19 protein-coding genes, 1 tRNA gene, 2 rRNA genes and 1 pseudogene are annotated in these 25,088 nt (G+C 60.3%); 8 read left to right on the top strand and 15 right to left on the bottom strand.

Annotated elements, in window-relative coordinates; all coding sequences use genetic code 11:
- Positions 1-161: 161 nt before the first annotated feature.
- The 6 genes from ACD590_RS19895 to ACD590_RS19870 all read left to right on the top strand — a co-directional run bounded on the left by ACD590_RS19895 (position 162) and on the right by ACD590_RS19870 (position 6,334).
- Positions 162-3,041, top strand: a 23S ribosomal RNA gene (locus tag ACD590_RS19895).
- A 242-nt stretch (positions 3,042-3,283) separates the two neighbouring features.
- Positions 3,284-3,398 (top strand): 5S ribosomal RNA (rrf, locus tag ACD590_RS19890).
- Positions 3,399-3,646: 248 nt separating this feature from the next.
- Positions 3,647-3,723: transfer RNA gene (locus ACD590_RS19885), tRNA-Met, on the top strand.
- A gap of 545 nt (positions 3,724-4,268) precedes the next feature.
- Entirely contained in the window at positions 4,269-5,270 is a 1,002-nt protein-coding gene (gene nuoH / locus ACD590_RS19880) for an NADH-quinone oxidoreductase subunit NuoH (protein ID WP_024319306.1), read from the top strand.
- Between the two features lie 10 nt (positions 5,271-5,280).
- The gene (locus ACD590_RS19875) at positions 5,281-5,847 is read left to right on the top strand and encodes an NADH-quinone oxidoreductase subunit I (RefSeq protein WP_017961924.1); all 567 of its coding nucleotides are present in this window, start codon (positions 5,281-5,283) and stop codon (positions 5,845-5,847) included.
- Between the two features lie 46 nt (positions 5,848-5,893).
- Complete coding sequence (locus ACD590_RS19870; protein ID WP_018243737.1) at positions 5,894-6,334, top strand: CBS domain-containing protein; 441 nt, start codon at positions 5,894-5,896, stop codon at positions 6,332-6,334.
- A gap of 56 nt (positions 6,335-6,390) precedes the next feature.
- On the opposite strand, the gene nuoG is transcribed toward ACD590_RS19870, so the two are convergent.
- The 14 genes from nuoG to ACD590_RS19800 all read right to left on the bottom strand — a co-directional run bounded on the left by nuoG (position 6,391) and on the right by ACD590_RS19800 (position 20,771).
- Positions 6,391-8,958 (bottom strand): NADH-quinone oxidoreductase subunit NuoG, encoded by a 2,568-nt coding sequence (nuoG, locus tag ACD590_RS19865; RefSeq protein ID WP_439003217.1) that lies wholly within the window; start codon positions 8,956-8,958, stop codon positions 6,391-6,393.
- A gap of 33 nt (positions 8,959-8,991) precedes the next feature.
- Entirely contained in the window at positions 8,992-10,257 is a 1,266-nt protein-coding gene (gene nuoF, locus ACD590_RS19860; RefSeq protein WP_439003216.1) for an NADH-quinone oxidoreductase subunit NuoF, read from the bottom strand.
- Positions 10,258-10,261: 4 nt separating this feature from the next.
- A complete protein-coding gene (nuoE, locus tag ACD590_RS19855; protein WP_182566445.1) occupies positions 10,262-10,774 on the bottom strand; it encodes an NADH-quinone oxidoreductase subunit NuoE in 513 nt (170 codons plus the stop codon).
- Between the two features lie 16 nt (positions 10,775-10,790).
- Entirely contained in the window at positions 10,791-12,005 is a 1,215-nt protein-coding gene (gene nuoD / locus ACD590_RS19850) for an NADH dehydrogenase (quinone) subunit D (protein ID WP_018243733.1), read from the bottom strand.
- Between the two features lie 29 nt (positions 12,006-12,034).
- The gene (locus tag ACD590_RS19845; protein WP_427149402.1) at positions 12,035-12,571 is read right to left on the bottom strand and encodes an NADH-quinone oxidoreductase subunit C; all 537 of its coding nucleotides are present in this window, start codon (positions 12,569-12,571) and stop codon (positions 12,035-12,037) included.
- Complete coding sequence (locus tag ACD590_RS19840; protein ID WP_018446419.1) at positions 12,568-13,071, bottom strand: NuoB/complex I 20 kDa subunit family protein; 504 nt, start codon at positions 13,069-13,071, stop codon at positions 12,568-12,570. The genes ACD590_RS19845 and ACD590_RS19840 overlap by 4 nt, the downstream gene beginning before the upstream one ends.
- Positions 13,059-13,424, bottom strand: a complete 366-nt coding sequence (locus tag ACD590_RS19835) for an NADH-quinone oxidoreductase subunit A (protein WP_018243731.1) — start codon at positions 13,422-13,424, stop codon at positions 13,059-13,061. Before ACD590_RS19835 ends, ACD590_RS19840 begins: the two co-directional genes overlap by 13 nt.
- 134 nt (positions 13,425-13,558) lie before the next feature.
- On the bottom strand, positions 13,559-15,016 hold the full coding sequence (locus ACD590_RS19830) for an NADH-quinone oxidoreductase subunit N (protein ID WP_018446420.1): 1,458 nt from the start codon (positions 15,014-15,016) through the stop codon (positions 13,559-13,561).
- The gene (locus tag ACD590_RS19825; protein ID WP_018446421.1) at positions 15,013-16,488 is read right to left on the bottom strand and encodes an NADH-quinone oxidoreductase subunit M; all 1,476 of its coding nucleotides are present in this window, start codon (positions 16,486-16,488) and stop codon (positions 15,013-15,015) included. Before ACD590_RS19825 ends, ACD590_RS19830 begins: the two co-directional genes overlap by 4 nt.
- 8 nt (positions 16,489-16,496) lie before the next feature.
- Positions 16,497-18,257 carry a Na(+)/H(+) antiporter subunit D gene (locus ACD590_RS19820; protein ID WP_018446422.1) on the bottom strand — a complete coding sequence of 587 codons (1,761 nt, stop codon included), beginning with the start codon at positions 18,255-18,257 and terminating at the stop codon, positions 16,497-16,499.
- A complete protein-coding gene (locus ACD590_RS19815; protein ID WP_439003215.1) occupies positions 18,250-18,504 on the bottom strand; it encodes a hypothetical protein in 255 nt (84 codons plus the stop codon). Before ACD590_RS19815 ends, ACD590_RS19820 begins: the two co-directional genes overlap by 8 nt.
- Positions 18,501-19,964, bottom strand: a complete 1,464-nt coding sequence (locus ACD590_RS19810) for a monovalent cation/H+ antiporter subunit D family protein (protein WP_018243726.1) — start codon at positions 19,962-19,964, stop codon at positions 18,501-18,503. Before ACD590_RS19810 ends, ACD590_RS19815 begins: the two co-directional genes overlap by 4 nt.
- A 4-nt stretch (positions 19,965-19,968) precedes the next feature.
- The gene (nuoK, locus tag ACD590_RS19805) at positions 19,969-20,271 is read right to left on the bottom strand and encodes an NADH-quinone oxidoreductase subunit NuoK (protein ID WP_017961910.1); all 303 of its coding nucleotides are present in this window, start codon (positions 20,269-20,271) and stop codon (positions 19,969-19,971) included.
- Positions 20,271-20,771 carry an NADH-quinone oxidoreductase subunit J family protein gene (locus ACD590_RS19800; protein WP_017961909.1) on the bottom strand — a complete coding sequence of 167 codons (501 nt, stop codon included), beginning with the start codon at positions 20,769-20,771 and terminating at the stop codon, positions 20,271-20,273. Before ACD590_RS19800 ends, nuoK begins: the two co-directional genes overlap by 1 nt.
- Positions 20,772-21,729: 958 nt before the next feature.
- Between ACD590_RS19800 and ACD590_RS19795 the strand changes: the two are divergent.
- Both ACD590_RS19795 and ACD590_RS19790 read left to right on the top strand, forming a co-directional pair.
- Positions 21,730-22,290, top strand: a pseudogene (locus ACD590_RS19795) (phosphate acyltransferase); the annotation flags it as partial.
- A gap of 36 nt (positions 22,291-22,326) precedes the next feature.
- Positions 22,327-23,505, top strand: a complete 1,179-nt coding sequence (locus ACD590_RS19790) for an acetate/propionate family kinase (protein ID WP_018243723.1) — start codon at positions 22,327-22,329, stop codon at positions 23,503-23,505.
- A 259-nt stretch (positions 23,506-23,764) separates the two neighbouring features.
- Here the strand turns inward: ACD590_RS19790 and ACD590_RS19785 are convergent, their stop codons facing one another.
- On the bottom strand, positions 23,765-25,084 hold the full coding sequence (locus ACD590_RS19785; protein ID WP_439003214.1) for a glucoamylase family protein: 1,320 nt from the start codon (positions 25,082-25,084) through the stop codon (positions 23,765-23,767).
- Between the last annotated feature and the right edge of the window lie 4 nt (positions 25,085-25,088).

Genomic DNA, 25,088 nt, shown 5'->3' with positions numbered 1-25,088 from the left:
TTAGAAAGCGTGATTGTAAAAGGTAATCACGCATGTTTGGCCCGACTGCACGGCAATCGCAAGGTTGTCCGGATGGTCGGATTTGGCACCCCGCGAGGCGAAAGCGAAGCGGACAAGGTCTGCCAAATCAAACAAAGACGATGAGCATTGGCAATGAGAACGATTAAGTGTCGTAAGGGCATTTGGTGGATGCCTTGGCATGCACAGGCGATGAAGGACGTGATACGCTGCGAAAAGCCGTGGGGAGCTGCGAATGAGCTTTGATCCATGGATCTCCGAATGGGGCAACCCACCTTAAATACCTAGAAAATCTGTTTTGTTGCTTTGGCTGCGAGGGACTTCCTTCGTAGCGCAAAGCGCGTCGCCGGTTATCCGGCGCGCCGTCCGCAGGCCTTTGGCCGTGAGGACAAAACAGGTTTCTAGGTATTGTGATAAGGTATCTACACCTGAATACATAGGGTGTAAGAAGCGAACGCAGGGAACTGAAACATCTAAGTACCTGCAGGAAAGGACATCAACCGAGACTCCGCAAGTAGTGGCGAGCGAACGCGGACCAGGCCAGTGGCAATTGTGATTAAAGTGGAACGCTCTGGAAAGTGCGGCCGTAGTGGGTGACAGCCCCGTACGCGTAGATATCATGATTGTCCTAGAGTAGGGCGGGACACGAGAAATCCTGTCTGAACATGGGGAGACCACTCTCCAAGCCTAAGTACTCGTGCATGACCGATAGCGAACAAGTACCGTGAGGGAAAGGTGAAAAGCACCCCGACAAGGGGAGTGAAATAGAACCTGAAACCGGATGCCTACAAACAGTCGGAGCCCGCAAGGGTGACGGCGTACCTTTTGTATAATGGGTCAACGACTTAGTGTAACAAGCAAGCTTAAGCCGGTAGGTGTAGGCGAAGCGAAAGCGAGTCTGAATAGGGCGATTTAGTTTGTTGCATTAGACCCGAAACCGAGTGATCTAGCCATGAGCAGGTTGAAGGTTGGGTAACACCAACTGGAGGACCGAACCCGCATCTGTTGCAATAGATTGGGATGACTTGTGGCTAGGGGTGAAAGGCCAATCAAACTCGGAAATAGCTGGTTCTCCGCGAAATCTATTTAGGTAGAGCGTCGAGCGAATACCCCCGGGGGTAGAGCACTGGATGGGCTATGGGGACTCACCGTCTTACTGATCCTAACCAAACTCCGAATACCGGGGAGTACTACTCGGCAGACACACGGCGGGTGCTAACGTCCGTCGTGAAAAGGGCAACAACCCTAACCTCCAGCTAAGGTCCCCAAGTCATGGCTAAGTGGGAAAGGATGTGAGGATCCCAAAACAACCAGGATGTTGGCTTAGAAGCAGCCATCATTTAAAGAAAGCGTAACAGCTCACTGGTCTAAATAAGGGTCTTTGCGCCGAAAATGTAACGGGGCTGAAGCCATGCACCGAAGCTGAGGATTTGCGAGCAATCGCAAGTGGTAGCGGAGCGTTCCGTAAGCTGATGAAGGGAGACCCGTGAGGGCTCCTGGAGGTATCGGAAGTGCGAATGTTGACATGAGTAACGATAAAGAGGGTGAGAGACCCTCTCGCCGAAAGACCAAGGGTTCCTGCTTAAAGTTAATCTGAGCAGGGTTAGCCGGCCCCTAAGGCGAGGCAGAAATGCGTAGTCGATGGGAACCACGTTAATATTCGTGGGCCTGGTGGTAGTGACGGATTGCACAAGTTGTTCATTCTAATTGGATTGGATGGGCAGCGGAGCGGTTCCAGGAAATAGCTCCACCGTATAGACCGTACCCGAAACCGACACAGGTGGTCAGGTAGAGTATACCAAGGCGCTTGAGAGAACTATGTTGAAGGAACTCGGCAAATTGCACGCGTAACTTCGGAAGAAGCGTGACCCCATGCTAGGCAACTATTATGGGGTGGCACAGACCAGGGGGTAGCGACTGTTTATCAAAAACACAGGGCTCTGCGAAGTCGCAAGACGACGTATAGGGTCTGACGCCTGCCCGGTGCTGGAAGGTTAAGAGGAGAGGTGCAAGCTTTGAATCGAAGCCCCAGTAAACGGCGGCCGTAACTATAACGGTCCTAAGGTAGCGAAATTCCTTGTCGGGTAAGTTCCGACCTGCACGAATGGCGTAACGACTTCCCCGCTGTCTCCAACATAGACTCAGTGAAATTGAATTCCCCGTGAAGATGCGGGGTTCCTGCGGTCAGACGGAAAGACCCCGTGCACCTTTACTATAGCTTTACACTGGCATTCGTGTCGGCATGTGTAGGATAGGTGGTAGGCTTTGAAGCGGGGACGCCAGTTTCCGTGGAGCCATCCTTGAAATACCACCCTTATCGTCATGGATGTCTAACCGCGGCCCGTTATCCGGGTCCGGGACAGTGTATGGTGGGTAGTTTGACTGGGGCGGTCGCCTCCGAAAGAGTAACGGAGGCGCGCGATGGTGGGCTCAGACCGGTCGGAAATCGGTCGTCGAGTGCAATGGCATAAGCCCGCCTGACTGCGAGACTGACAAGTCGAGCAGAGACGAAAGTCGGTCATAGTGATCCGGTGGTCCCGCGTGGAAGGGCCATCGCTCAACGGATAAAAGGTACGCCGGGGATAACAGGCTGATGACCCCCAAGAGTCCATATCGACGGGGTTGTTTGGCACCTCGATGTCGGCTCATCGCATCCTGGGGCTGGAGCAGGTCCCAAGGGTTTGGCTGTTCGCCAATTAAAGCGGTACGTGAGCTGGGTTCAGAACGTCGTGAGACAGTTCGGTCCCTATCTGCCGTGGGTGTAGGAATATTGACAGGATCTGTCCCTAGTACGAGAGGACCGGGATGGACATATCTCTGGTGGACCTGTTGTCCTGCCAAGGGCATAGCAGGGTAGCTATATATGGACGGGATAACCGCTGAAGGCATCTAAGCGGGAAACCCACCTGAAAACGAGTATTCCCTATCAGAGCCGTGGAAGACGACCACGTTGATAGGCCGGGTGTGGAAGTGCGGCAACGCATGAAGCTTACCGGTACTAATAGCTCGATCGGCTTGATCGTTCTCATTGACTATGCTCATCTCAAGGCGACCGCAAAGCGGTCGTCCGGATCGATGATGCAAGACCTTTGTCCTGACGCGCCAATGGCGCTGCGGACGGCCCGCGCTACCAAGCGCGACGGCCTCTGGCCTGTATGGGTGCCACAAGCATCCGCAGTCAGAAGAGGTTCCAAAGACGTGTTCAAAAAAAGAAAACAGGCTAATGCCTGCCAGCTTCTCAAAACATATAGTTGCGCTTTGCCGACCTGGTGGTTATGGCGGGGTGGCTGCACCCGTTCCCTTTCCGAACACGGCCGTGAAACGCCCCTGCGCCCATGGTACTTCGTCTTAAGACGCGGGAGAGTAGGTCGCTGCCAGGTCTGCAAAGCGCAACTAATCAATCTTCTCATCACCAAACAAACGGCCCAAAGCCGAAACAAAAGGGCCGCTCACAAAGCGGCCTTTCGTGTTATAATACACCAGCAAATCCCAGCGATTTGCTCATGGCGCGGGGTGGAGCAGCCCGTTCGGCCTGAAATCGATCCACTGGATCGATTCCTTCACGGCCTCACCTCGTCAGGCTACGCCTGACAGCGCTCCCGGGCTCAAACAGCTCGGAATACATTAACGCGGGGTGGAGCAGCCCGGTAGCTCGTCAGGCTCATAACCTGAAGGCCGCAGGTTCAAATCCTGCCCCCGCAACCAGATACACAAAGGCCCGCCTCGTGCGGGCTTTTGTGTATCTCGTAACGGGTCGAGGATTTAACGCCTCCTCAGGGGCCCGCCAAGAAGGCGAAGCCGACGCAGCGGGACAGAAACTTCAAATCCTGCCCCCGCAACCAACGATACTTGCAAATTTGCCCATGCAAGTCGCTTGACAGAAAGCTCCTCGACATAACCCTCGAGGAGCTTTTTGCGTTTCTGCTGGGTGTCCAGCTCCCCGGACGTCAGCTGACCTGCCACGGAACTTTCATCAGGCAGCGATGAGAGCCTCGGCGGTTTTTGATACGCAAGATGGCGCGTGCAACTGGCGGAAACGCGAAGCTTTCATCTTGCACAGCGAAACCACTCGTCTCAAAACGTCCTGAGCCCGGACACATCATAGCCAGCGACGACATAACTGCGACGGCATTGTATGAGGTGCGTCGCCGTTGTACCATGTAGTCTGACAAGTGCGCGCAGTGCTCATTGTATAGCCGGAGCCAAAGTCTGGTCGTGCGCTTCAACCCGATGACTAAGTAGCCGGGATCATGGAACTTATCGTCGCCCTTGGCCTGATCGTCTTGAAGGTCGCGTTGCTGATTGCGATCCTGCTGTTGCTACCCTTGCCGCTAACCTGGCTGGAACGCAAGATCGCCGGGCACATGCAGCAGCGGATGGGGCCGATGCGCGTGGGGTGGCACGGGCTGTTGCAGCCGGTGGCGGACGGAATCAAGCTCCTGACCAAAGAGGATCACATCCCGGCCGAGGCCGACCGGTTCCTGTTCAAACTGGCGCCAATCCTGGCGCTCGCCCCGCCCTTTGTGGTGTTCGTCGCGATCCCCTTCGGCGAAACTGTCTCGGTCCTCGGCCACGAGATCACGCTCTACGTCTCCAACATGAATGTGGCGCTCCTTTTTGTTTTCTCGGTGATCGGGATCGAGGTCTATGGCGTCATCTTCGGCGGCTGGGCCTCCAACAGCAAGTACGCTGTTCTGGGCAGCCTCAGGACCTGCGCGCAGATGATCAGCTACGAGATCCCGATGGGGTTCGCGGTCATCGGCGTGGTCATGCTGGCGCAATCCATGAGCCTGCTCGAGATCGTGCGGGCGCAGGCCGATGTCTGGAACATCGTCTACCAACCGGTCGGATTCTTCGTGTTCTTCGTCGCCGGGCTCGCCGAAGCGCAGCGCATTCCCTTCGACCTGGCGGAGGCGGAGGGTGATCTGGGGGCCGGGTTCCATACCGAATACAGCGGTATCCGCTTTGCCTTCTTCATGGTCAGCGAATATGCCATCGTATTGCTTGTGTCGGTCCTGGTGGTGATCCTGTTCTTCGGCGGTTGGAACGGAGTTCTGATTCCCTTGCCACCGCTCCTGTGGTTTGTGCTCAAGATCGCGTTCTTCGTCTATGTGTTTATCTGGTTCCGCTTCACTTTCCCCCGCTACCGCTACGACCAACTGATGGCGATCGGATGGAAAGTCTTGCTTCCTCTTTCAATGGCGAACATAATTATAACCGGTGTACTTTTAGGGGTCGTAGCGGCTCCGTAGCGAGGCGGCGATGTCGCGCGCGCAGGACAGAGTTGGAACATGGATTGGTTGGGCGTTCTTTGCCGATCTGGCGAGCGCCTTGGCTCTGACCTTCGGCTACATGTTCTCCAGATCCGTGACCATGCAGTATCCGGACAAGGAAAAGTGGCTGCCCTACTCCCGCTATCGCGGGCATCACTTCCTGACGCGTGATGAAGAGGGGGAGATCAAGTGCGTGGCCTGCGAACTCTGCGCGCGGATCTGTCCCTGCGACTGTATCGAAGTCGTCCCCTACGAGGACGAGAAGGGCAAGCGGCACCCGGCCAAATTCGAGATCGACACGGCCCGCTGCCTGTTCTGCGGGCTGTGCGAGGATGCCTGCCCGGCGGATGCGATCGCGCTTGGCCAACAATACGAATTCTCGAGTTTTTCCTCAGCTGACCTGGTGATCGGGCGCGATGATCTGCTCGCCAAGCCGGGTAAGGCGGCGACCGGCGGCGGCGTGGTTGCCGCGCGCCTGAATACGAAGAAGGACGTACTTGTCGAGACGAAAGAGACGCAGGGCTACAACTGGTGGCGGAATATCCGGCGAACATGAACGCGCGCCAGCTGTCAAACCGAAGCGCTCGGAAAGAGAGGCTCAGATGTTTGTCGGTGAAATCATGAAAAACAAGGGTGTCGGGGTCATCGCAGTTGCTCCCGATCAGACGATGGTGGAGGTACTGCGGCTGTTTCGAGACAACAATATCGGCTTCGTCGTCGTCAGGCGATCGAACGGCAAATACCTCGGTACGCTGTCGGAGCGGGACTGCTGCAATGCGGTGGCGGAATACGGGGCCGAGGCGGCGGCAAAGCGGGTCGCGGACATCATGAACCGCAATGTGGCGACGTGTTCGACACAGGATTTGCTGCCCGTCGCGATGGGGATCATGACCCAGCGGCGTACACGCCATGTGCTGGTCACGGATGGAGGCGACGTTGTCGGCGTGGTCAGCATCGGCGACGTGGTTAAACACAGGCTCGACGAAGCGCAGCGTACAGAGCAGGATCTGCAGGATTACATATGCGGGACCAGGTATCACTGAAGACGCCGGGGCGGGCAGCTTGCCGCAGAGCCTTGCGGTGCCCCGACCCCAAATCTTCAGACCCCACGCCAGATCCGGCCTGGGCGGTCGACCTCAAGAGTGGCATGCGCCTTCTGAACTTCCACCGCGCATGGATATTCGCCCCGCCGCAGCAGGCTGTTGAGACGCAAGGCTCTATAGTTTTCCGGAACGAAGACGAGGCCCTTGGGAAACTGCCTGTCGACCTTGAGCTGCGCCGTCAGTTCGCCCTGGCCGGAACGCACGATTACCTGATCGCCATCCGAAAGGCCAAGCGCCGCGGTATCCTGCGCGCTCATCGCGACATAGGGATCGTTGGCGACCGTGTTCAGGATGTCCGACCGTTCGGAAAGATATCCGTTGTGGAACAGGCAGTCGCCGGTGATCAGCATGAGCCGGTCGGCTGCTGTCGGGACGGGCGGCGGCGCAGGGAGCATGCCAGCCGATAGTGTTGGCACCGCCTTGGTGAAAGCGCCGTCGGCGCCAAGCCCGTCCTGCGTCAACCCCTGATAGGCCGGAACCAGCCGGGCAATCTCGTCGAAAATTTCGGGTTGCGTCGATGGCCGCAGCGCCTGGCTGCGTAGCGCCGCGACAAAGTCGACAATCGCCAGATTGCCTCGCGCCTCGAAAACGGGCTCACGGAATTTGCGAACATTCTGGATCCGACCCTCGTTGTTGGTGAACGTTCCAGATTCCTCGCCGTAGCCCGCCGCGGGCAAGACGACCTCGGCCATGCCCGCCGTATCCGTGAGGAACGCGTCCTGCACGATCAGGAGATCGGCGGCGCCAAGCGCCCGCGTCACAAAGTTCCGGTCGGGATAGGCGACCAGGGGGTCGGTTCCGACGATGTAGAGCGCGCCCATCCGCCCACCGACACAGAGGTCCAGCATGGCGTCGAGATCCGCGCCGGGTTCAGACGGGATTTCGGCGCCCCAGTTTCGCGCAAGAGTTGCGCGCGCCACGTCATCGGCGACCACCCGCAGCCCCGGCAGAGCCGCCGGCAGGACCCCCATGTCCCAGGCGCCCATCTGGTTGGCACGGTCGAAGAGAAACTGCATCGCCGGGCCTTTGCCGAGCAGGCGGAGAACGTGCAGCAGGTTGTTGAGCTGCCGCAGCGTCGCGCGCGCTTCGGGTGATCTCAGGAGGTCGACGCTGACAAGCACGGTGACGCTGCGGCCTTCCTTGAGCGCGGCGGCCAGGCGATCCGGCCCGTCACTGCCGGCGCCCGCCGCCGGCCTGTCGATGTCCGCAAAAGCGCCGCCCGGCAAGGCCTGACCAGCTGCCGCCACAAGACCGGCCACCACCGCCGCAAGGCTTGCCGCTTCTCCGCCCGGAGGCACACGAACCACCACCCTGGCATCGGCGTCCAGACGCGATGGCCGCGCCGATAGCATGAGCAATCCGGTCTGCCGCCGCCGCGCCCCGTCCCGCAGCAGGTATTCGGTGACTGGGTTCTCCTCGGTTATATTGCCTCCGACGACGAGCACGCAGTCGTTGCCGATTACGTCGTCCAGCGGCGTGCGGCTGTAGAAAGTTCCCAATAGCGGGCCGAGCGTATCGAAGGGCGCGGCCCAGCGTGACGAACAATCAATGTTGTTGGTCCGGAATACCGTTCGCATCAGCTTCTGGAACTGATAAAGCACCTCGTTGGGCAGGCGAGGCGAGGCCAGCCCGCCGGCATCCTTGCTCTCGACGGCCAACAGTCGCCGACGCAGATAGTCCCCCGCTTCGTCCCAGGAAACCGGAACCAGGGCGCCATCCTGACGGATCATTGGCTGCTTGATCCGGTCCCGGCTTGCAACGAAATCGAGGCCGAAGCGTCCTCTCACGCAGAGAGTTTCGTGGTTGACACCTTCGTCCCACTTCGAGCGCACCCGCATGAACTCGCCCTTGCGCGTGCCCACCGTCAGCTGGCAACCGGTGCCACAATGCGGGCAGACCGTGTCGGTCTCTACGAGATCCCAGGGGCGCGCCTTGTAGCGGTAGGGGAAGCTCATCAGCGCGCCGACCGGGCAGACCTCGACGCAATTGCCGCACTGGTCGCAACTCGCCAGACTGCCCTCGAAGCCGGTGACGGCGGTATCCATGCCTTTTTCGACGGTGCCTAGCGCCACCGCACCGACGACCTCCTCACACATCCGGACGCAGCGCTGGCACTGGATGCAGCGGTTGACGTTCATGATGATGACCGGGCTCAGACGAATGTCCTCGGAGTGGAACACACGTTTGTCATCGCGGAATTGGCTTTCGCGTGGCCCGTAGGCCATTACCATGTCCTGAAGCTCGCATTCGCCGCCCTTGTCGCAGATCGGGCAGTCGAGGGGGTGGTTGGCGAGCAGCATGTCGAGCATGGAAGAGCGCGTTTCCTCGATCAGAGGCGTGTTCGTCCGCACGACCATGCCATCGGTGGCCGCAGTGGCGCAGGACGGCTGCAACCGCCGCACGCCCTCGATCTCCACCAGGCACATGCGGCACGAAGCCAGCGGCGGCAGCCGCTTCAGATAGCAGAAGGTCGGGACGTCGATGCCCAAACGCTGGGCGGCCTGCAGCACTGTCGAGCCAGCTTCAACTTCCAGCGTTTGTTCGTCGATCGTGACTTTAAGCATGGTTTCCTCACAACCCTGATCCAGCACACTTCTTCAGTGAAACGGGCACCTCCGCTCCTCGACATGGGCGACGAATTCATCTCGGAAATGCGCGAGTGCTGCACGCAATCCCATCGCTGCACCGTCACCCAAGGCACAAAACGTATTGCCGAAAATGCCCTTGCAGAGCATCTCCAGCTGCTCCAGATCGCCGGGTGCGCCATCCCCGCCTTCAACCCGGCGCAGGACCTTCACGACCCAGTTCAATCCTTCCCGGCAGGGCGTGCACTTGCCGCAGGACTCATGGTGGAAGAACTCGATGATCCTGGTGGCGACCTTGACCATGCAGGTGCTATCGTCGATCACGATAACGCCAGCCGAACCGAGCATCGAGCCGGCGGCAGCCAGCGAGTCAAAATCCATCCTCACGTCCAGCCCGTGCTCAGGGATGACCGGCGCTGAGACCCCGCCCGGGATCACCGCCTTGATCTTGCGTCCCGGCAACGCCCCGCCGGCATGTTCCTCGACCAGCTCGCGCAGCGGTATGCCCATCGGCAACTCGTAGAGGCCGGGTTTGCGCACCTGCCCACTGAGGCAGTAGAGCTTCGGGCCGGGGCTCTTGTCCGGGCCGATGCCGCGGAACCAGTCCGCGCCCCGCGCCACGATATGCGGCACGCAGGCCAGCGTCTCGACATTGTTGATCACAGTCGGGCTGGCGTAGAGCCCGGCCATGGCCGGAAACGGCGGCTTCAATCGCGGCTGCGCCCGCTTGCCCTCGAGCGACTCGAGCATCGCAGTCTCCTCGCCGCAGATATAGGCGCCTGCGCCGCAGTGGATGTGGACGGCGAAATCGAAATTCGAGCCCAGAATGCCCGTTCCCAGATAACCCTTTTCGTGTGCCTCGGCGATCGCCTGCTCCAGGCGACGGATCGCCGTCACATATTCTCCGCGGATGTAGACATAGGCGGTTTTGGCCCCAATCGCATAGGCGCTTACCGCCAGCCCCTCGATGAGTTGATGCGGATCGCGCTCCATGATGATCCGGTCCTTGAAGGTGCCTGGCTCGCCCTCATCGGCGTTGCAGCAAAGATATTTCGGCTTGTCGACCTGCTTCGGCACGAAACTCCATTTCATGCCCGTCGGGAATCCGGCACCGCCGCGACCGCGCAGGTTGGACTGTTTGACGAGGTTAACGACCTCGTCGGGCGTGTATTCGCGCAGCGCCTTCGCCAGTGCCTGGTAGCCGCCGCCAGCCTCGTAGGTCGACAGCAGGTGACTGTCCGGCACGGCGACATTCTTGAGGAGAACCGGCTCGAACATGGCGCTACTCCCCCGGCGGCCGCGCAGAGGCGTGCTCGACGCTCGCAACCCGCCCCACCGTGGCCCGCAGGCTGTCCAAAAGTGCATCTATCCGCGCGACATCAAGGGCGCCGTGGTAATCGTCGCCGACCTGCATCACCGGCGCCATCTCGCAGGCACCGAGGCACTCGACGGAGGAAAGCGTGAACAGCCCGTCCGGCGTGGTGTCGCCCTTCCTGATCGCCAGCGCCGTTTCCAGATGCTTCAGCAGGTCCTCGGCTCCGCACAGCATGCAGGAAACATTGTCACAGAGTTGCAGGTGGAACATGCCCACCGGCTCGGTATGGAAGAGCGTATAAAAGGTCGCCAGCTCGTAGACCCAGATCCGTTCGACTCCGAGAATGTCGGCGACTTCTTCCAGCACCTGACCAGGCAGATGGCCATGCTCCCTCTGCGCGATCAGAAGCGCGGGCATGATCGCAGAGCGCTGGTCGGGATATCGCGCCGCTGCCTCTCTTATCTTTTCGCGCATGGTCATTGCATTCAAATCCCTGCTACTTGTCCACCTCCGCCATCACGGGGTCGAGACTGCCGAGCACGGCGATCATGTCCGCCAGATAGCGGGCGTTGGTCACCCCGAACAGTCCCTGAAGGTTGACGAACGAGGGTGCCCGCACCTTCATGCGGAATGGTTTTGGCGACCCGTCGCTGATGATATAGAAGCCAAGCTCGCCCTTTGGCGCCTCGATCGCCGAATAGACCTCGCCCTTCGGCACCTTGAAGCCATAGGCCGACAGGTCGAAATGCTGGATCAGTGCTTCCATCGAGCAATGCACCTTGTCCTTGTCCACCGGGAAGGCGATTGTTGGCATGTCGATCTGAAACGGCCCCTCGGGCATCTGGTCGAGGCATTGCTCGATGATCCGGACGCTCTCGCGCATTTCCTCGACCCGACATTGCCAGCGCGCATAGCAGTCGCCCTCGTCGCGCGTGATGACGTTGAAGTCGAGCCGGTCATAGATCTCATAGGGCTCGTCGCGACGGATGTCCCAGTCGACGCCCGAAGCGCGCAGGTTCGGACCGCTCAGGCCAAGATCGATGGCGTCCTCGGCGGAGATCACGCCGATCCCCTGCGTGCGCTTCAGGAACACCCGGTTGTTTTCGAGCAACCGCTCATAGTCGCGGATCCGGTTCGGGAAGATGTCGCAGAACTCCCTGATCTTGGGAAGGAAACCGTCAGGCAGGTCCTCGCGCACTCCGCCAACCCTGCAGAAGGACGTGTGCATGCGCGCACCGCTGATCATTTCCAGGAGGTCCATGATCATTTCGCGCTCCCGCATGGCGTAAAGCAAGGCGGTCATGGCGCCGAGGTCCATCGGCAGCGCGCCGGTGATCAAGACATGGCCGGAGATCCGCGCCAGCTCGGCCATCATCACGCGGATATATTGTGCGCGGATCGGTGCTTCTATGCCGAGGAGTTTCTCCACCGCCAGCGCGAAGGCGAGGTTGTTCGACGGTGGACAGAGGTAGTCGAGCCGGTCGGTGAGCGGAAAAATCTGGGTGTAGGTGAAGCTCTCCGCCAGTTTTTCGGTGCCGCGATGGAGGTAGCCGATGTGTGGGTCCACGCGCTTGACGTACTCGCCGTCCAATTCCAGGACGAGCCGAAGAACCCCATGCGTGCTGGGGTGCTGGGGGCCGAGATTGAGAAGCACCTCCTTGGTGTCGAACGCTTCGCCTTGCGGCCTGATCAGTTCGGTGACTTCGGTCATTTTAAGTTCCCGGCGTGGAGCGGCCTCCCTTATGGAATGTTCTTGGTGGCGAGGTCGGGCTGCGTCGGTGGCGTGCCTTCGGCGCCAAACGGGTTCAGCTTGTCTTTGTAGCCACGGAGCGGAAAATCCTTGCGCTGTGGGAAGCCCTCGAACCCTTCCCACATGTAGATCCGGCGCAAATCCGGGTGGCCCGCGAACCTGATCCCGTACATATCCCAGGCTTCGCGCTCATGCCAATTGGCGGTTCGCCAGATCCCCGTCACCGACGGGACCCGCGGCGGATCGGCGAGGCGGCATTTGATGCGAACGCGAAATTTGTTCGGTAGCGAATAGAGGTGGTACACCGTCTCGTAGCGTGGCATCTCAGGATAATGATCGACCCCGCAGATGTCCGACAGGAAGTTGAACCGCAACGCCGGGTGTTCCTTCAGAAACCGGCAAAGCTCGACGATCATGTCAGGCGGAGCGGCGAAGGCATGTACACCATGCGCGAAGCCAAGATCGTCGATTGCCTCGCCGAAACGCTCCGTGATCGTAGTGCGGATGAGGGGCGTCTCCACACTCATGACGCTGCAACCCGACCCAGAGGAGTCCCGGCCAGTGCTCGGGATTTTTTGATCTTCTCCTGAAGTAGCAGGAATCCATGCATCAGCGCCTCGGGCCGCGGCGGGCAGCCGGGCACATGCACGTCCACCGGCACGAAGGTTTCCGCTCCCTGCACCACCGCGTAGGTGTTGTAGACCCCGCCCGAGATGGCGCAGGTGCCCATGGCGATGACCCAGCGGGGCTCCGGCATCTGGTCATAGAGGCGGCGCACCACGGGCGCGAACTTCCGCGTTACTGTGCCGGCGATGATCATCACATCGGACTGGCGCGGCGAAGGCCGGAACACCACGCCGAACCGGTCGAGATCATAGCGGGCGCACCCCGCCGAGATCATCTCGATGGCGCAGCAGGCAATTCCGAAGGTCTCGGGCCACAGCGCCGAGCTCCGGCTCCAGTTGATAACGCTCTCGGCCGTGGTGAACAGCACGCTGTCGCGGATCGCGTTGTTTACGCCTCCCATTCGAGTGCTCCCTTCAGCCAGGCATAGGCGAAGCCCACAAGAAGCAGCACTATGAAGACGAACATCTCGACAAAGCCGACCAGCCCGATGTCTTTCAGGACGGCGGCCCAGGGAAAGAGGAACATCGTCTCGACATCGAAGACGACCAGCAGGATCGCAAGGATAAAGAACGGCACTCTGAAGCGCCCCGCGGCGGCCTCACCCGCGGCGTCCATGCCGCACTCATAAGGCATGTTCTTTTCGGGATAGGGATTGGACGGACGCAGCAGCGAAGAGACAAAAAGCGTCGCGCCCGTCACCAGAACGACTCCGACGATCATAAAAAGAACCGGCAAGAATTCCATCGCAGCCATATCGCACTGCACCGGTTACCCACTGAGTGCTTTCCTCAGGCCGCGACCGTCCTGTTCAGGACCGTAATGCAGTCGCCCCGGGAAGCAACTTGGGCAATCCTTTCTTGAGCTTTGAGTTTATTCCGTCGGACAGATCATTGCAAATTCAATCGGTCAGCCGCCAACACGGAATGCTGGGCAAGTCTTAAAAACCAGGCGGGGAACAGGCCGATGCCGATGGTGCCCGCAGCAGTGAAGGCGAGCGTCGCGCGCACCAAGGGCGTCAGCGCCGGGTCGAACGTCCTTTCCGGCTCGCGCATGTAGATCACCATGACGATGCGGATATAAAAGTAGGCGGCAACAGCACTCAGCAGCACTGCGATCACCGCCAGCATGACGAACCCTCGCTCGACGAGCGCGACCAGCACGTAGAACTTGGCGAAGAACCCGGCCGTTGGCGGAATGCCGGCGAGCGAGAACAGATAGAGCAGCATCAGAAGCGCGAGCCCGGGACGGGACTTGGCGAAACCCGAGTAGTCTTCGATAACCTCGCCCGAGAAATTGCCGTTCCGCATCATGATGACAGTGGCGAAAATGCCGAGATTCATCAAGGAGTATATCAGCAGGTAGAGCATCACGCTGGCGATCCCGTCGGCACCGCCGGCCACCACGCCGAAAAGGGCGAACCCGGCATGGGCGATGCTGGAATAAGCGAGGAGCCGCTTGAAATTATCCTGCACCAGCGCCACGAAACTGCCGAGCGCCATCGTGACCACGGCAATGACCGCGACGATGATCCAAACGTCCGAGGCTGCTACCAGCGGGTTGAGGAACACCCGCAGGATCACTGCGAACCCCGCCGCCTTGGGGCCGACTGACATGAAGGCGGTGATCGTCGTCGGCGCGCCTTCATAGACGTCCGGCAACCACATATGGAACGGCACCGCGCCGACCTTGAAGACCAGCCCCGCGACGATGAAGACCACCGCCAGCAGCAATCCGGGATCGAGCGGATCGCCGGTGACCGCCGCAGCCATCCCGTCCAGCTGCGTCGTGCCGGTGAGCCCGTAGACCAGCGAAACGCCGTAAAGGAAAATCCCGGTCGAGACCGCGCCAAGGATCACGTATTTCAGCGCCGCTTCGTTTGACCGCCGCTCTCGCCGCAGGAATCCGGTCAGCACATAGGTGCAGAGCACCATCAGTTCGAGGCCCACATAGATCGAGAGGAGATCGGTCGCCGAGGCCATGATCATCATTCCCGAAAGCGCAAAGAGCAGCAGGACATAGTATTCGCTGCTCCCGATCCCCTCGATATCCGCATATTTTCGCGAAAGGAGGAATGTCAGGATGGTGGCCAGGTAGAACACGAACTTGAAGAAGACCGCGAAGCGGTCGGCGACGAACATGCCCGTATAGGCCGGCCGCACCTCGCTCGAAAGAATGAGTGTCGCCAAGGCGGCAATCAGCACGATCGCGACGGAAGCCCAGACCAGGAAATATTCCTGCCCCCTGCGCACAAGCTGTCCCAGGATCAGCAGGATGCAGGCTCCAGTGATCACCACGATCTCGGGCAGGCTTGCGAGAGCCGACTGGAAAAGTGCTGCGGCGGTCATGGGCCGCTCCCCTTATCGTGCACCTGAGCCAGCAAATGCTTCACCGAGACGTCGATGATGCCGAGAAAGGGTTTCGGATAGAGCCCGACCCACAGCACTAACACGGCCAGCGGCAGGGTCGCTGCCAGCTCGCGGGCGTTCACGTCGCGTATCTTGAACCGGACGCCGACGCTGGCCGGACCAAGCGCGACTTTCCTATACATGCCAAGCAGATAGGCCGCGCCAAGCAACGCGCCCAAAACGGCGGCCGCGCCGATGGCCAGGTTGGCCGCAAACCCGCCCGACAGGACCAGCAATTCGCCGACGAACGAATTTGTTCCCGGCAGCGCCATCGACGACAGAGTGAACAGCGCAAGAAACGCGGTATAGACGGGTGCGGCCTTCATCAGCCCGCCATAATCAGCGATGCTGCGGGTATGGGTCCGCTCGTAAATCAAGCCGACGAACAGGAACAAGGCGCCCGTCGTCACGCCATGATTGAACATTTGCAGGATACCTCCTTGGAGTCCGCGGAGGTTCAGCGCAAAAATCCCCATGGTCACGAAGCCCATGTGGCTGATGCTGGAATAGGCCACCAGCTTCTTCAGATCGTCCTGCGCCAGCGCAAGCAACCCGCCATAGACGATCGCAAGCGCCGAAAGCGAAAGCATCAGCGTCGAATAATACACCGACGCCTCCGGCAGCATCGGCAGCGAGAACCGCAGGAACCCGTAGGCGCCCATCTTCAGGAGCACCCCTGCAAGGATGATGCTGCCTGCCGTCGGCGCCTGCACATGGGCGTCCGGCAGCCAGGTATGGACCGGCACCATCGGCACCTTGACGGCGAAGGCGATCAGGAAGGCGAAGAACAGCCAGGACTGGACCGGGAACGGCAAATCCTGCGCTGTCAGCGCGAGGATGTCGAAGGTCTCGCCGCCGTTGAAATAGAGCACGATGACACCGATGAGGAACAGGAGGCTGCCCGCCAGCGTGTAGAGGAAGAACTTGAACGCCGCATAGATCCGGCCTTCGCCACCCCAGACGCCGATGATCAGGTACATCGGGATCAGCATTGCTTCCCAGAAAACGTAGAACAAGAACAGGTCGAGCGCGCAGAACACCCCCAGCATCAGCGCCTGCATGGAGAGCAGACTGACCATGAACGCCTTGACCTTGCGGTCGATCGCAACCCACGAGGCGAGCACACAGATCGAACCCAGCAACGCGGTCAGGAACACGAAGAGCGCGCTTATCCCGTCGATACCAAGCGCATAAGTGATCCCGAGCGCGGGCACCCAAGGGCGCTTCTCTGTGAACTGCATCTCGTGGGTCGTGGTGTCGAATCCGGCCAGCATGGCAATGCAGAGGGCGAGGTCAAGGATTGTGACACCCAGCGCTGTCCAGCGCACCGCATCGTCGCCGCGGAGAAACATCAGAACCGCTGCCCCGGCGACGGGCGTGAAAATTATGAAGCTCAGAAGCGGCAATCCCATCGCGCCCCCTATCGCCATACCACGGCGAAGACCACGGCGGCTGCGATCACACCAGCGATCATCGCCAGCGCGTAATGGGTCACGACGCCGGTCTGGAGCCGCCGGAGCCGCCCGCCGCCGCGCAGGATCGAGCGGGCGACGCCGTTCACGACGGCGTCAACGCCGGTGACATCGATCCGCAGTCCCATTCGCGCCGCCCCATGCAGGAAAGGCAACACAGCAGTCTCGGACACGTCGCTCACCGCCTTCTCGTAGCGCGCCAGCGGTTTTCCGGCGATCCACATGAAGACCCGTGCACCCTTGCGGTAGAACCAATCGGTGTCGATGCTGATCGTGTTCTCGGGGTCGAGCGCCCTGAGGAATATGACAAAACCCAAGGCGGTGAACATCAGCACGCCAAGGCTTTCGGTGACATGGACGCCGGTGTAAGGTTCGTAGTCCACCGGATAGGGCAGAAGATCGTAAAGCGGCTGAGGGAACACCCCGATCGCGATGCAGAGCACCGCCGCCATGCCCATCGCAACCAGCATGTTGCGGGGCGGCTCCCGCGCCTCCAGCCCACGGTCGGTGCCAAAGAACATGTAGTACGGCAGCTTCAGTCCGGTGTGCAGGAACGTCCCCGCCGACGCCATCGTCAGCGCGAGCACCATCACAGCGCGGTGATCCTGTCCGGCGGCGGCCACCACCATCGACTTGGTGACGAAGCCCGAGAAGAATGGAAATGCCGAAATCGCGAAAGCGCCAACCATGTAGAGCGCCACGGTCACCGGCATGGTCTTGTAGAGCCCACCAAGCTCGGTGAGCTTGCGCCGGCCGGTGACGTAAATCACCGCCCCAGCACCCATGAACAAGAGCGCCTTGTAGAGGATATGTGCGAAGGCATGACTGGTGGCCCCGTTCACCGCCATCTCGGTGCCGATGCCGACGCCCGCCACCATGTAGCCCACCTGGCTAACGATGTGATAGGCCAGTAGCCGCCGGCAGTCGTTCTCCAGCACCGCGTAGACGACGCCGTAGAGCGCCATCGCGGTGCCGAGCCAAACGAGAAGTTCAGTTCCCGGAAACGCTCGCGCCAGCACATAGACGGCGGTCTTGGTGGTGAAGGCGCTCATGAACACCGCGCCGGTGACAGTCGCCTCCGGGTAAGCGTCGGTCAGCCAGGCGTTGAGCGGCGGCACAGCGGCGTTGAGCATGAACCCGGCAAGGATCAGGTAAGCGCCGACGCCCATCTCGCCTGCGATCGGGCCGAAGAGCAGCGAGCCAGTCGAGAGCCCGTAGAGAATGACGCCGCCAAGTAGGACGACGCCGCCAGTGATATGGACCATGAGATACCGGAACCCGGCGGCGATCGCCTGTCGGCCGCCCTGGGCGAAAACCAGATAGGCAGAGGCAAACGCCATGCCTTCCCAGAACAGGTACAAGGTCAGGTAGTCGCCGGCGAAAACCACGCCAAGCGCGCTGCCGACATAGACGAACGCAGCGACATGCTGGCCGGGGCGCGTCAGGTGCAGAGCATAGACCGTTCCGATCAGCGCCATAATGGTGAAGACCGTTGCGAAGACGATGCTCAGCTTGTCGACCTTCGCGATGAGGATTTCCTGCCCGATGAACGATGCCGCCCCGTAGCTGCCTGACTGCATGGTGAGCACGGTGAGGATCGCAAGTATCGGGATCAGCAGCAGATAGGCCTTGCGGATGGACCCGTTCAGAAAGGGGATCGGCAGGGCACCGAGAATGAACAGCAGGGCGGGATGGACGAAGTCAGTCATAATAGTCCTCGCGCCGCATGAGCCCAGCCCGATGGCCGAGGAACTTGGAAACGAAAATCAGCAGCACGCAGGATAAGAAGCCGTAGACGGCCGACCAGCCCGGCAGACGGTCCCACGGGTATTCGGCGTGTTCGCGCGGCACCAGGAAGTCGGCGATGACGATCAGGACGAGCACCAGATAGAGAAGCCGACGCCGTTCGGTCGCATACTTTCCGTCGCCAAAGAAATCGACAAAGCGCTTTATCACCTGACAACTCCTTCCGCCAAGGCGACGAAATAGTCGGGGAAGATGCCCATCGCCACCGACAGGATGGCGGTCGCAACTAGCGGGATCGTCACCATCGGAATTTCACGGACCGTTGCCGGGCTCCCTTGCGCCTCCGTCCCGAAAAAGGCGACATAGCTGACCGGCAGGAAATAAGCGGCGTTGAGGACCGAACTCGCTAGGAGCACGATCAGGAACGCGATTTCCCCCGCCTCCACCGCGCCTCGCGCCAGATACCACTTGCTCACGAACCCCGCAGTCGGTGGCACGCCGATCATGCTGAGTGAGCCGACGAAGAACGCCCCCATCGTCCAGGGCAACCGGCGGCCGATACCAGCCATGTCGCTGATGTTGCGCTTGCCAGACGCGCAATAGATCGACCCGGCGCAGAAAAATAGTGTGATCTTTGAGAATGCATGCGCCGCGATGTGGATGATCCCGCCGACCATCGCGACCGGCGAGAGCAGAACCGCGCCCAGCACGATGTAGGAGAGCTGGCTGACCGTCGAATAGGCGAGCCGCGCCTTCAGGTCGTCCCGCGTCAGGGCGTAGACCGACGCCATCAGAATCGTGAACGAGACCAGATAGGCCGTGGCGATGCCCAGTCCTAGCCCGTCCACCAGCCCCGTGCCGAACACATGGAACACCAACCGCAGCACGCAAAACACGCCCATCTTGACCACGGCCACGGCATGCAGGAGCGCACTGACCGGTGTCGGCGCCACCATCGCGGCAGGCAGCCATGCGTGCATCGGCATCACCGCAGCCTTGGCGAAGCCGAAGAGGTAGCAGAAATAGACGACTGTCAGCAGCGCCGCCGAAGCATCGCTCCCTGCCAGCAGGCCCCCCGTGACAAAGTCGAGCGATCCCGCAATGTGGTAGGTCAGCGCCAGCGCGGCGAGAAGCACGCTCTTTGACGCTCCCATCAAATAGACCAGGTACTTGCGGCTGCCCATCCATCCCTCTTCGTCTTCGTGGTGGTAAACGAGCGGATAGGTAACGAGGGTGAGCATCTCGTAGAAGATTACCAGCGTGAACAGATTGGCGGCGAAGGCGCCTCCGACCGCTGCCGCGAGACTGGCGGCAAAGCAGGCGAAGAACCGGGTCTGCGCATGCTCGTTCAAGTGCCGCATGTAGCCGATGGAATAGATCGCCGCGACAATCCACAGCAGCGACGAGACGGTGGCAAACACCATGCCGAGCGCATCGACCCGGAAAGCCAAGTCAATCCCCGGCAGAACCTCAAACAGGCGCAATTCGACCGTCCCGCCCGCCAGCACCGTGGGCGCCATCGAGACGACAATTGCGAACATGGCGATTGCCGCCAATGGCGAGACGATATCGCGGAGTTTCTCGCGGTTGTTCAGGAGAAGAACTGCAAGGGCCGCCAGGCCCGCGACGGCGACGGCAAGTAGCGGCCGGATCGATACCACCGGGTCCAAGCCTCTATCCTTTCATCATGGTCACGTCGTCGACCTTGAGGGTAGATTTGTTCCTCACGAGGGCGACCAGGATTCCGAGGGCGACGGCAACCTCCGCCGCGGTGATTGCGATGACGAAGATCGCGAAAATCTGACCGCGGAAATCGGCGTAGTAACGCCCGAAAGCGATGAAATTGATGTTGACCGAGTTGAGCAACAGCTCCAGCGACATCAGCACGACCAGAATGTTGCGCCTGAGCAGCACGCCCGCCGCTCCGATCACGAACAGCGCCACTCCGAGCAAAATATACCACCAGAGCGGAACCATCACCGCTGCTCCTTCTGCGCCAGCACGATGGCCCCGATCAGGGCGGCCAGCAGGATGACGGACGCAACTTCAAACGGCAGGAGATAGTCGGCGAACAGCGTTGTGCTGAGCTGCCTGACCTGATCGCCACCGCGCACGGTGACGGGCTGCGTGAGCGAAAAGCGGCCGCTCCAGAGCACCAGCGCAACCATCTCGATCCCAAGCAGGACGAGCAACACCAGAGCCGCCATGTTGCCGCCCGGCAAGAACCGTTGCAAGACCGCTTCGCGCACATCGATCATCATGATCACGAAGACGAACAGGACCATAATCGCGCCGACATAGACAAAGATCTGGATGACCGCGAGCAGCGGCGCCTCGAGCAAGACGAAGATTGCCGATATCTGCAGGAAGCACGCCATCAATGCCAATGCGCTGTGAACCGGATTGCGCGCCATGACCAGCGTCAAGGCGGTGATCACGGACACCGTAGCGAACAGAAGAAAGAACCCCTGATCCATCGACGCCGACCCTCCGACGCGAACTGCTACCCGGCGCGAGACGGCCGGATTTGAGATTGCGCCGCAACTTCCGATGCGTTCAAAAATTGTGCCCTAAAATCGGATTTTTCACAAGATTATTGTCATTGGCGGAGCAAGACCGGGTCGGTCCGGATGTGGCGAAGGTCGCTTGCGAAGCGCGCGCTTTCGATAGCGCCGTACCGATTTTATTGTTCCATAGGCAAATGGCTTGAGCCGGTCGGTACCGACGTTTTGTTACGGCGTAGTGGGAAATTTCTTCCAAATAACACCGGCTGTTCCGCCGAAGTTACAAGTCGCTGTGGCTTCAGGCCCCCGCAACCAAATCTTTCCCTCCAAAAAACAAAACGCTCCTCGTGGAGCAGCCCGCTCGGCGGGCAATCGAGTCACTGGATCGATTGCTTATTGGAAGCCGCTGGCAAACACGCATGCCCGTAGGGCCGCCGGCAATGAGATCGAGGACGAACATCGCTCCGCCGCTGCGGCCCGACTTTCGGAGATCAATCTCGCGAACTACCGCGTCTTTGCCTAGCCAGCCGTCCGGGCGGCCATTACGCCGCCGGTGGCCGATGCGGCATCCCCACCCCTTGCGCCTCGGCTACGAAAGTCGTGCCAGCGCAGGTCGATTGACGCTGGCTGGGTTCAAGACGATGATGCGAGAACAGTATTTCGTCCTCTTGATCGACGAGCCCGGGTCCTTGGGACAATTCCGGCACTCCTGCCGGCGGACATGGACGAGCGCCGAAAGGCCTTCGAGGCCCTGCGCGAGCTGCTGGTGTCGTCGGGCGTTGGAAGCCGGCGGGAGCCGATTGCCTCGATCGTGTGGCCGAGCTGTTCAGCCTCGGCAAGGAGGAATTCGGCAGCAACCCAGTCCGCGGACCGGCAAGCAAGAGCGCTCGCGTTCGCAACGCATCCTGATCGAAGCAGAGGGAGCTTCCCAATGACCGACCTTTCCACGACCAAACCTGAACAATCAAAATACGACCGACTGATTGCCGCTGCACGGGAGGTTGCGCCTGCCGTCACGATCGTGGCGCATCCCTGCGACGAGACGTCATTGCAGGGCGCGCTTGACGCCGAGAACAGACTGATCGTACCGGTCCTGGTGGAGCCCGCCGCAAGAATTCAGACGGTGGCCGCGGAGAATGGGCTTGATCTGAAAGAGCACGAAATCGTCGACGTTCCAAATAGCCACGCCGCTGCGGCGAAGGCAGTCGTCCTGGTACGAGAGGGAAAGGGCGAGTTCCTCATGAAGGGCAGCCTCCATACGGACGAACTGATGCGCGACGTCACGGCCCCCGCCACCGGCCTGCGCACCGAACGCCGCGTCAGCCATATCTTCGTGATGGATGTGCCTGACCACGCCGACACGCTCTTCATCACCGACGCGGCGATCAACATCTCTCCCGACCTCGATGTTAAACGCGACATCGTGCAGAATGCAATCGACCTCTGGACGACGGTCGGGCTCGGTCAGCCCCGTGTGGTGATCCATTCCGCCGCCCGGCGGCGTGTGACACAAGTGGCGGCCTGAACCATGGACGCGATCCTTGTCGTCAACGCCGGCTCGTCAAGCCTAAAGTTCCAGATCTTCGAGATCGCCGACACCGGCCCCAATTGCCGCATTCGCGGCCAGATCGATGGCATCGGAGTACGGCCCCGTCTAGCGGCGAGCGCCGCCGACGGAACGGTCCTGGTTGATCGTCGATATGCGCCAGACGTAGTCGACCACCTGCCGGCGGCAATCGCTGAAATCCGTGCGTGGTTGCTGACCCTTAAGGGTTTCACGCTCCGTGCCACTGGTCATCGCGTCGTTCATGGCGGCCCGGACTATGCGAAACCGATCCTCATAGACCGCGACACACTCGACAAGCTTGCGACTTTCCAGGAGCTTGCTCCGCTGCACCAGCCGAACAACCTCGCGCCGATCCGCCTCGCGATGGAAATCAATCCGGATGTGCCGCAGGTCGCCTGTTTCGACACCGCTTTCCATCGCGGCCACGCCCCGCATACGGATTGCTACGCCTTGCCCTGGGACTACTACGAGCACGGAGTACGACGATACGGCTTTCATGGCCTGTCCTACGAATACATTGCCGAGCGGTTGGCCGAAGTCGCGCCCGGAATCGCCGGTGGACGCATCATAGTTGCCCACCTCGGCAGCGGTGCGTCCATGTGCGCGCTGAAGGACGGACGCAGCCTTGAGACTACGATGGGCTTCACGGCACTCGATGGCTTGCCGATGAGCACCCGCCCGGGCCAGATGGATCCCGGCATCGTGCTATACCTGCTCGATCACAGAGGAATGACCATGGGGGAGGTTACGGACCTTCTCTACAGGGCGTCCGGTCTGAAGGGGCTGTCAGGCATTTCGGCCGACATGCGCGATCTTCTTGCCAGCGATGACCCGCGTGCGGCCCTCGCCATCAATCACTTCGTCCATCGCTGTGCGCTCAGTGCCGGCATGCTTGCCGCCGCGCTTGGAGGTCTTGACGCTTTCGTCTTTACGGCTGGCGTCGGGGAGAATTCGCCGCCAATCCGCGCTCGCATCGCCGAACGGCTTGCCTGGCTGGGAGCCGAACTCGATCCCGCGGCCAACGAAGCGGGCGCGGTGCTCATTTCCACTTCTGCGAGCCGCGTCGCGCTCTACGTCCTGCCGACGGATGAGGAACTGATGATCGCCCGCCACACGCTTGCACTCATAACAGCACCCTGAAACCGATGTAATGCGCATGATCAACCCTTTCGGCCCGAGAAGCGCCGCGCGCCCAATCACTGGGTAGGAGCTCTATGTGGACGGCGGCTATCATATTGTCGACTGAGCATGCGGCGAACAATACAGCCGCCGACCCCTTGATCCCGCCAAGTTGAAGTAATCCAGCTCGCCTTCGCATGCCCGGAAGATACCAATTGACAACGAAGGCGAGAGTTGGCATCCGCGGGCGTGAGGCGATAGAATCCAAGCGGCATCCAATCTAAAGCCAGCCCCCTGAAAATCCCGCACGTCTCAACCCGGTCACGATGGGCTTGCATTGGCGCATGATGTTCCAGAGCAAGCCGGTCCGATAGTTTTCGATCATCAGCACCACCGGTCCTTGGTCGATGCCGAAGTGATAAGGGCTTACCCACCATCCGGCTTGACTGTTTTCCACCGCATATGTCTGGTTAAACGACGGTTTGAAGCCGTAAAGCCGCGTCATGCCGAGCTTCATCCGCGCAAAGTTGCGGACAGTTGGCACGACAATCTCCGGCGCGAACGGCAGCGAGGCGACAACGACCCATGGCGCGATAGTCCCATCGTCAGGTCCGAAAGGAGCCCCGCGGGCAACGTAGTCGAAGAACTCCCGATCGACCCCAGCTATCGTCCGCTTGCCCCAACCCGGGCCGTCGCATGCGGTGAACCCCCAACAATGTTCGCCATACCCTACAAAGTTCATCGGGTTGCGGATTGCGTATTGTTGCTGGATATATGTCGCATGCCGACTGTTTTCGAAATAGTCGGTGTCATGGTGGCGCATGAACGCATCGCGGATGCCTCGAAAGTCTATCCACATGTGCGACAGTTGATGGGTAAAAAGCGGTCCTGAATACAACAATTCGCGGCCGTAGATATTCCGCCATTCGTAGGTTTCAGTGTAGGTGGCATAGCACTCGGGCGGCAAAGGGTGAGTTGGGGATCCCAGACCAATGATGTAGAGCAGCAGGCCTTCATCATAGCCACGCCACCGATAGGGGATGAAGCCACTCTCTGGACGCCAGCCATGCGTTAAAGTTGCACCGTCATCGCAGGCCCAATTCCAGTCGGCGCGCTCGTAAAGCGCCATCGCGAGCTGGCGGATTTCAGCCTCAGCGGCCGTGTCGCCATCAAAGTAGGTGGCAACGGTCAAGGCACCCGCGAACAGGAAAGCCGAGTCGATTGTCGACAACTCGCATTGCCAAACCCGGCGCCCCGTTTCGATGTCTAGGAAGTGATAAAAAAACCCTTTGTAGCCGGATGAATCCGGCTCCGGCCCCTGCGGGCATGCCATCAGGTATCTCAAGCGATTGCGGGTGATCTTTGCCGCAAATTCGCGGATGAGGACGCCGCGTTCTACAACCACGGGGATGGTCGCCAACGCCATGCCGATCGCCGCGATGCTTGCCGGGGCGTTCGGTTCTGTCTTGTCGCGCACCAGGCCGTTGTCCGGGTTTGTGCATTGGAGATAGTACAAAAGAGTGGTGAATTGCAGCCGAGCGAGGTCCTGGTCCGTTGGCATGCGGTCGAGATCAGCGTCGGTTGAGAGCATTTCGGGCATGGCC

The organism is Rhizobium sp. 862_C5_N1_2, from assembly GCF_051811205.1.
Taxonomy (GTDB): Bacteria; Pseudomonadota; Alphaproteobacteria; order Rhizobiales; family Rhizobiaceae; genus Rhizobium; species Rhizobium leguminosarum.
The sequence above is the reverse complement of the archived record's forward strand: the minus strand, read 5'-3'. Positions and strand labels throughout refer to the sequence as shown.

What these genes read in the sequence shown, in the direction of transcription:
- ACD590_RS19845 (WP_427149402.1), bottom strand. Translation starts at nt 12,571, where the DNA reads ATGAGTGTGGAGACGCCCCTCATCCGCACTACGATCACGGAGCGTTTC.
- ACD590_RS19875 (WP_017961924.1), top strand. Translation starts at nt 5,281, where the DNA reads ATGTCGCGCGCGCAGGACAGAGTTGGAACATGGATTGGTTGGGCGTTC.
- ACD590_RS19785 (WP_439003214.1), bottom strand. Translation starts at nt 25,084, where the DNA reads ATGCCCGAAATGCTCTCAACCGACGCTGATCTCGACCGCATGCCAACG.
- nuoH (WP_024319306.1), top strand. Translation starts at nt 4,269, where the DNA reads ATGGAACTTATCGTCGCCCTTGGCCTGATCGTCTTGAAGGTCGCGTTG.
- ACD590_RS19825 (WP_018446421.1), bottom strand. Translation starts at nt 16,488, where the DNA reads ATGGGATTGCCGCTTCTGAGCTTCATAATTTTCACGCCCGTCGCCGGG.
- ACD590_RS19840 (WP_018446419.1), bottom strand. Translation starts at nt 13,071, where the DNA reads ATGGGAGGCGTAAACAACGCGATCCGCGACAGCGTGCTGTTCACCACG.
- ACD590_RS19835 (WP_018243731.1), bottom strand. Translation starts at nt 13,424, where the DNA reads ATGGCTGCGATGGAATTCTTGCCGGTTCTTTTTATGATCGTCGGAGTC.
- ACD590_RS19790 (WP_018243723.1), top strand. Translation starts at nt 22,327, where the DNA reads ATGGACGCGATCCTTGTCGTCAACGCCGGCTCGTCAAGCCTAAAGTTC.
- ACD590_RS19820 (WP_018446422.1), bottom strand. Translation starts at nt 18,257, where the DNA reads ATGACTGACTTCGTCCATCCCGCCCTGCTGTTCATTCTCGGTGCCCTG.
- nuoF (WP_439003216.1), bottom strand. Translation starts at nt 10,257, where the DNA reads ATGTTCGAGCCGGTTCTCCTCAAGAATGTCGCCGTGCCGGACAGTCAC.
- nuoG (WP_439003217.1), bottom strand. Translation starts at nt 8,958, where the DNA reads ATGCTTAAAGTCACGATCGACGAACAAACGCTGGAAGTTGAAGCTGGC.
- ACD590_RS19830 (WP_018446420.1), bottom strand. Translation starts at nt 15,016, where the DNA reads ATGACCGCCGCAGCACTTTTCCAGTCGGCTCTCGCAAGCCTGCCCGAG.
- nuoE (WP_182566445.1), bottom strand. Translation starts at nt 10,774, where the DNA reads ATGACCATGCGCGAAAAGATAAGAGAGGCAGCGGCGCGATATCCCGAC.
- ACD590_RS19870 (WP_018243737.1), top strand. Translation starts at nt 5,894, where the DNA reads ATGTTTGTCGGTGAAATCATGAAAAACAAGGGTGTCGGGGTCATCGCA.
- ACD590_RS19800 (WP_017961909.1), bottom strand. Translation starts at nt 20,771, where the DNA reads ATGGATCAGGGGTTCTTTCTTCTGTTCGCTACGGTGTCCGTGATCACC.
- nuoD (WP_018243733.1), bottom strand. Translation starts at nt 12,005, where the DNA reads ATGACCGAAGTCACCGAACTGATCAGGCCGCAAGGCGAAGCGTTCGAC.
- nuoK (WP_017961910.1), bottom strand. Translation starts at nt 20,271, where the DNA reads ATGGTTCCGCTCTGGTGGTATATTTTGCTCGGAGTGGCGCTGTTCGTG.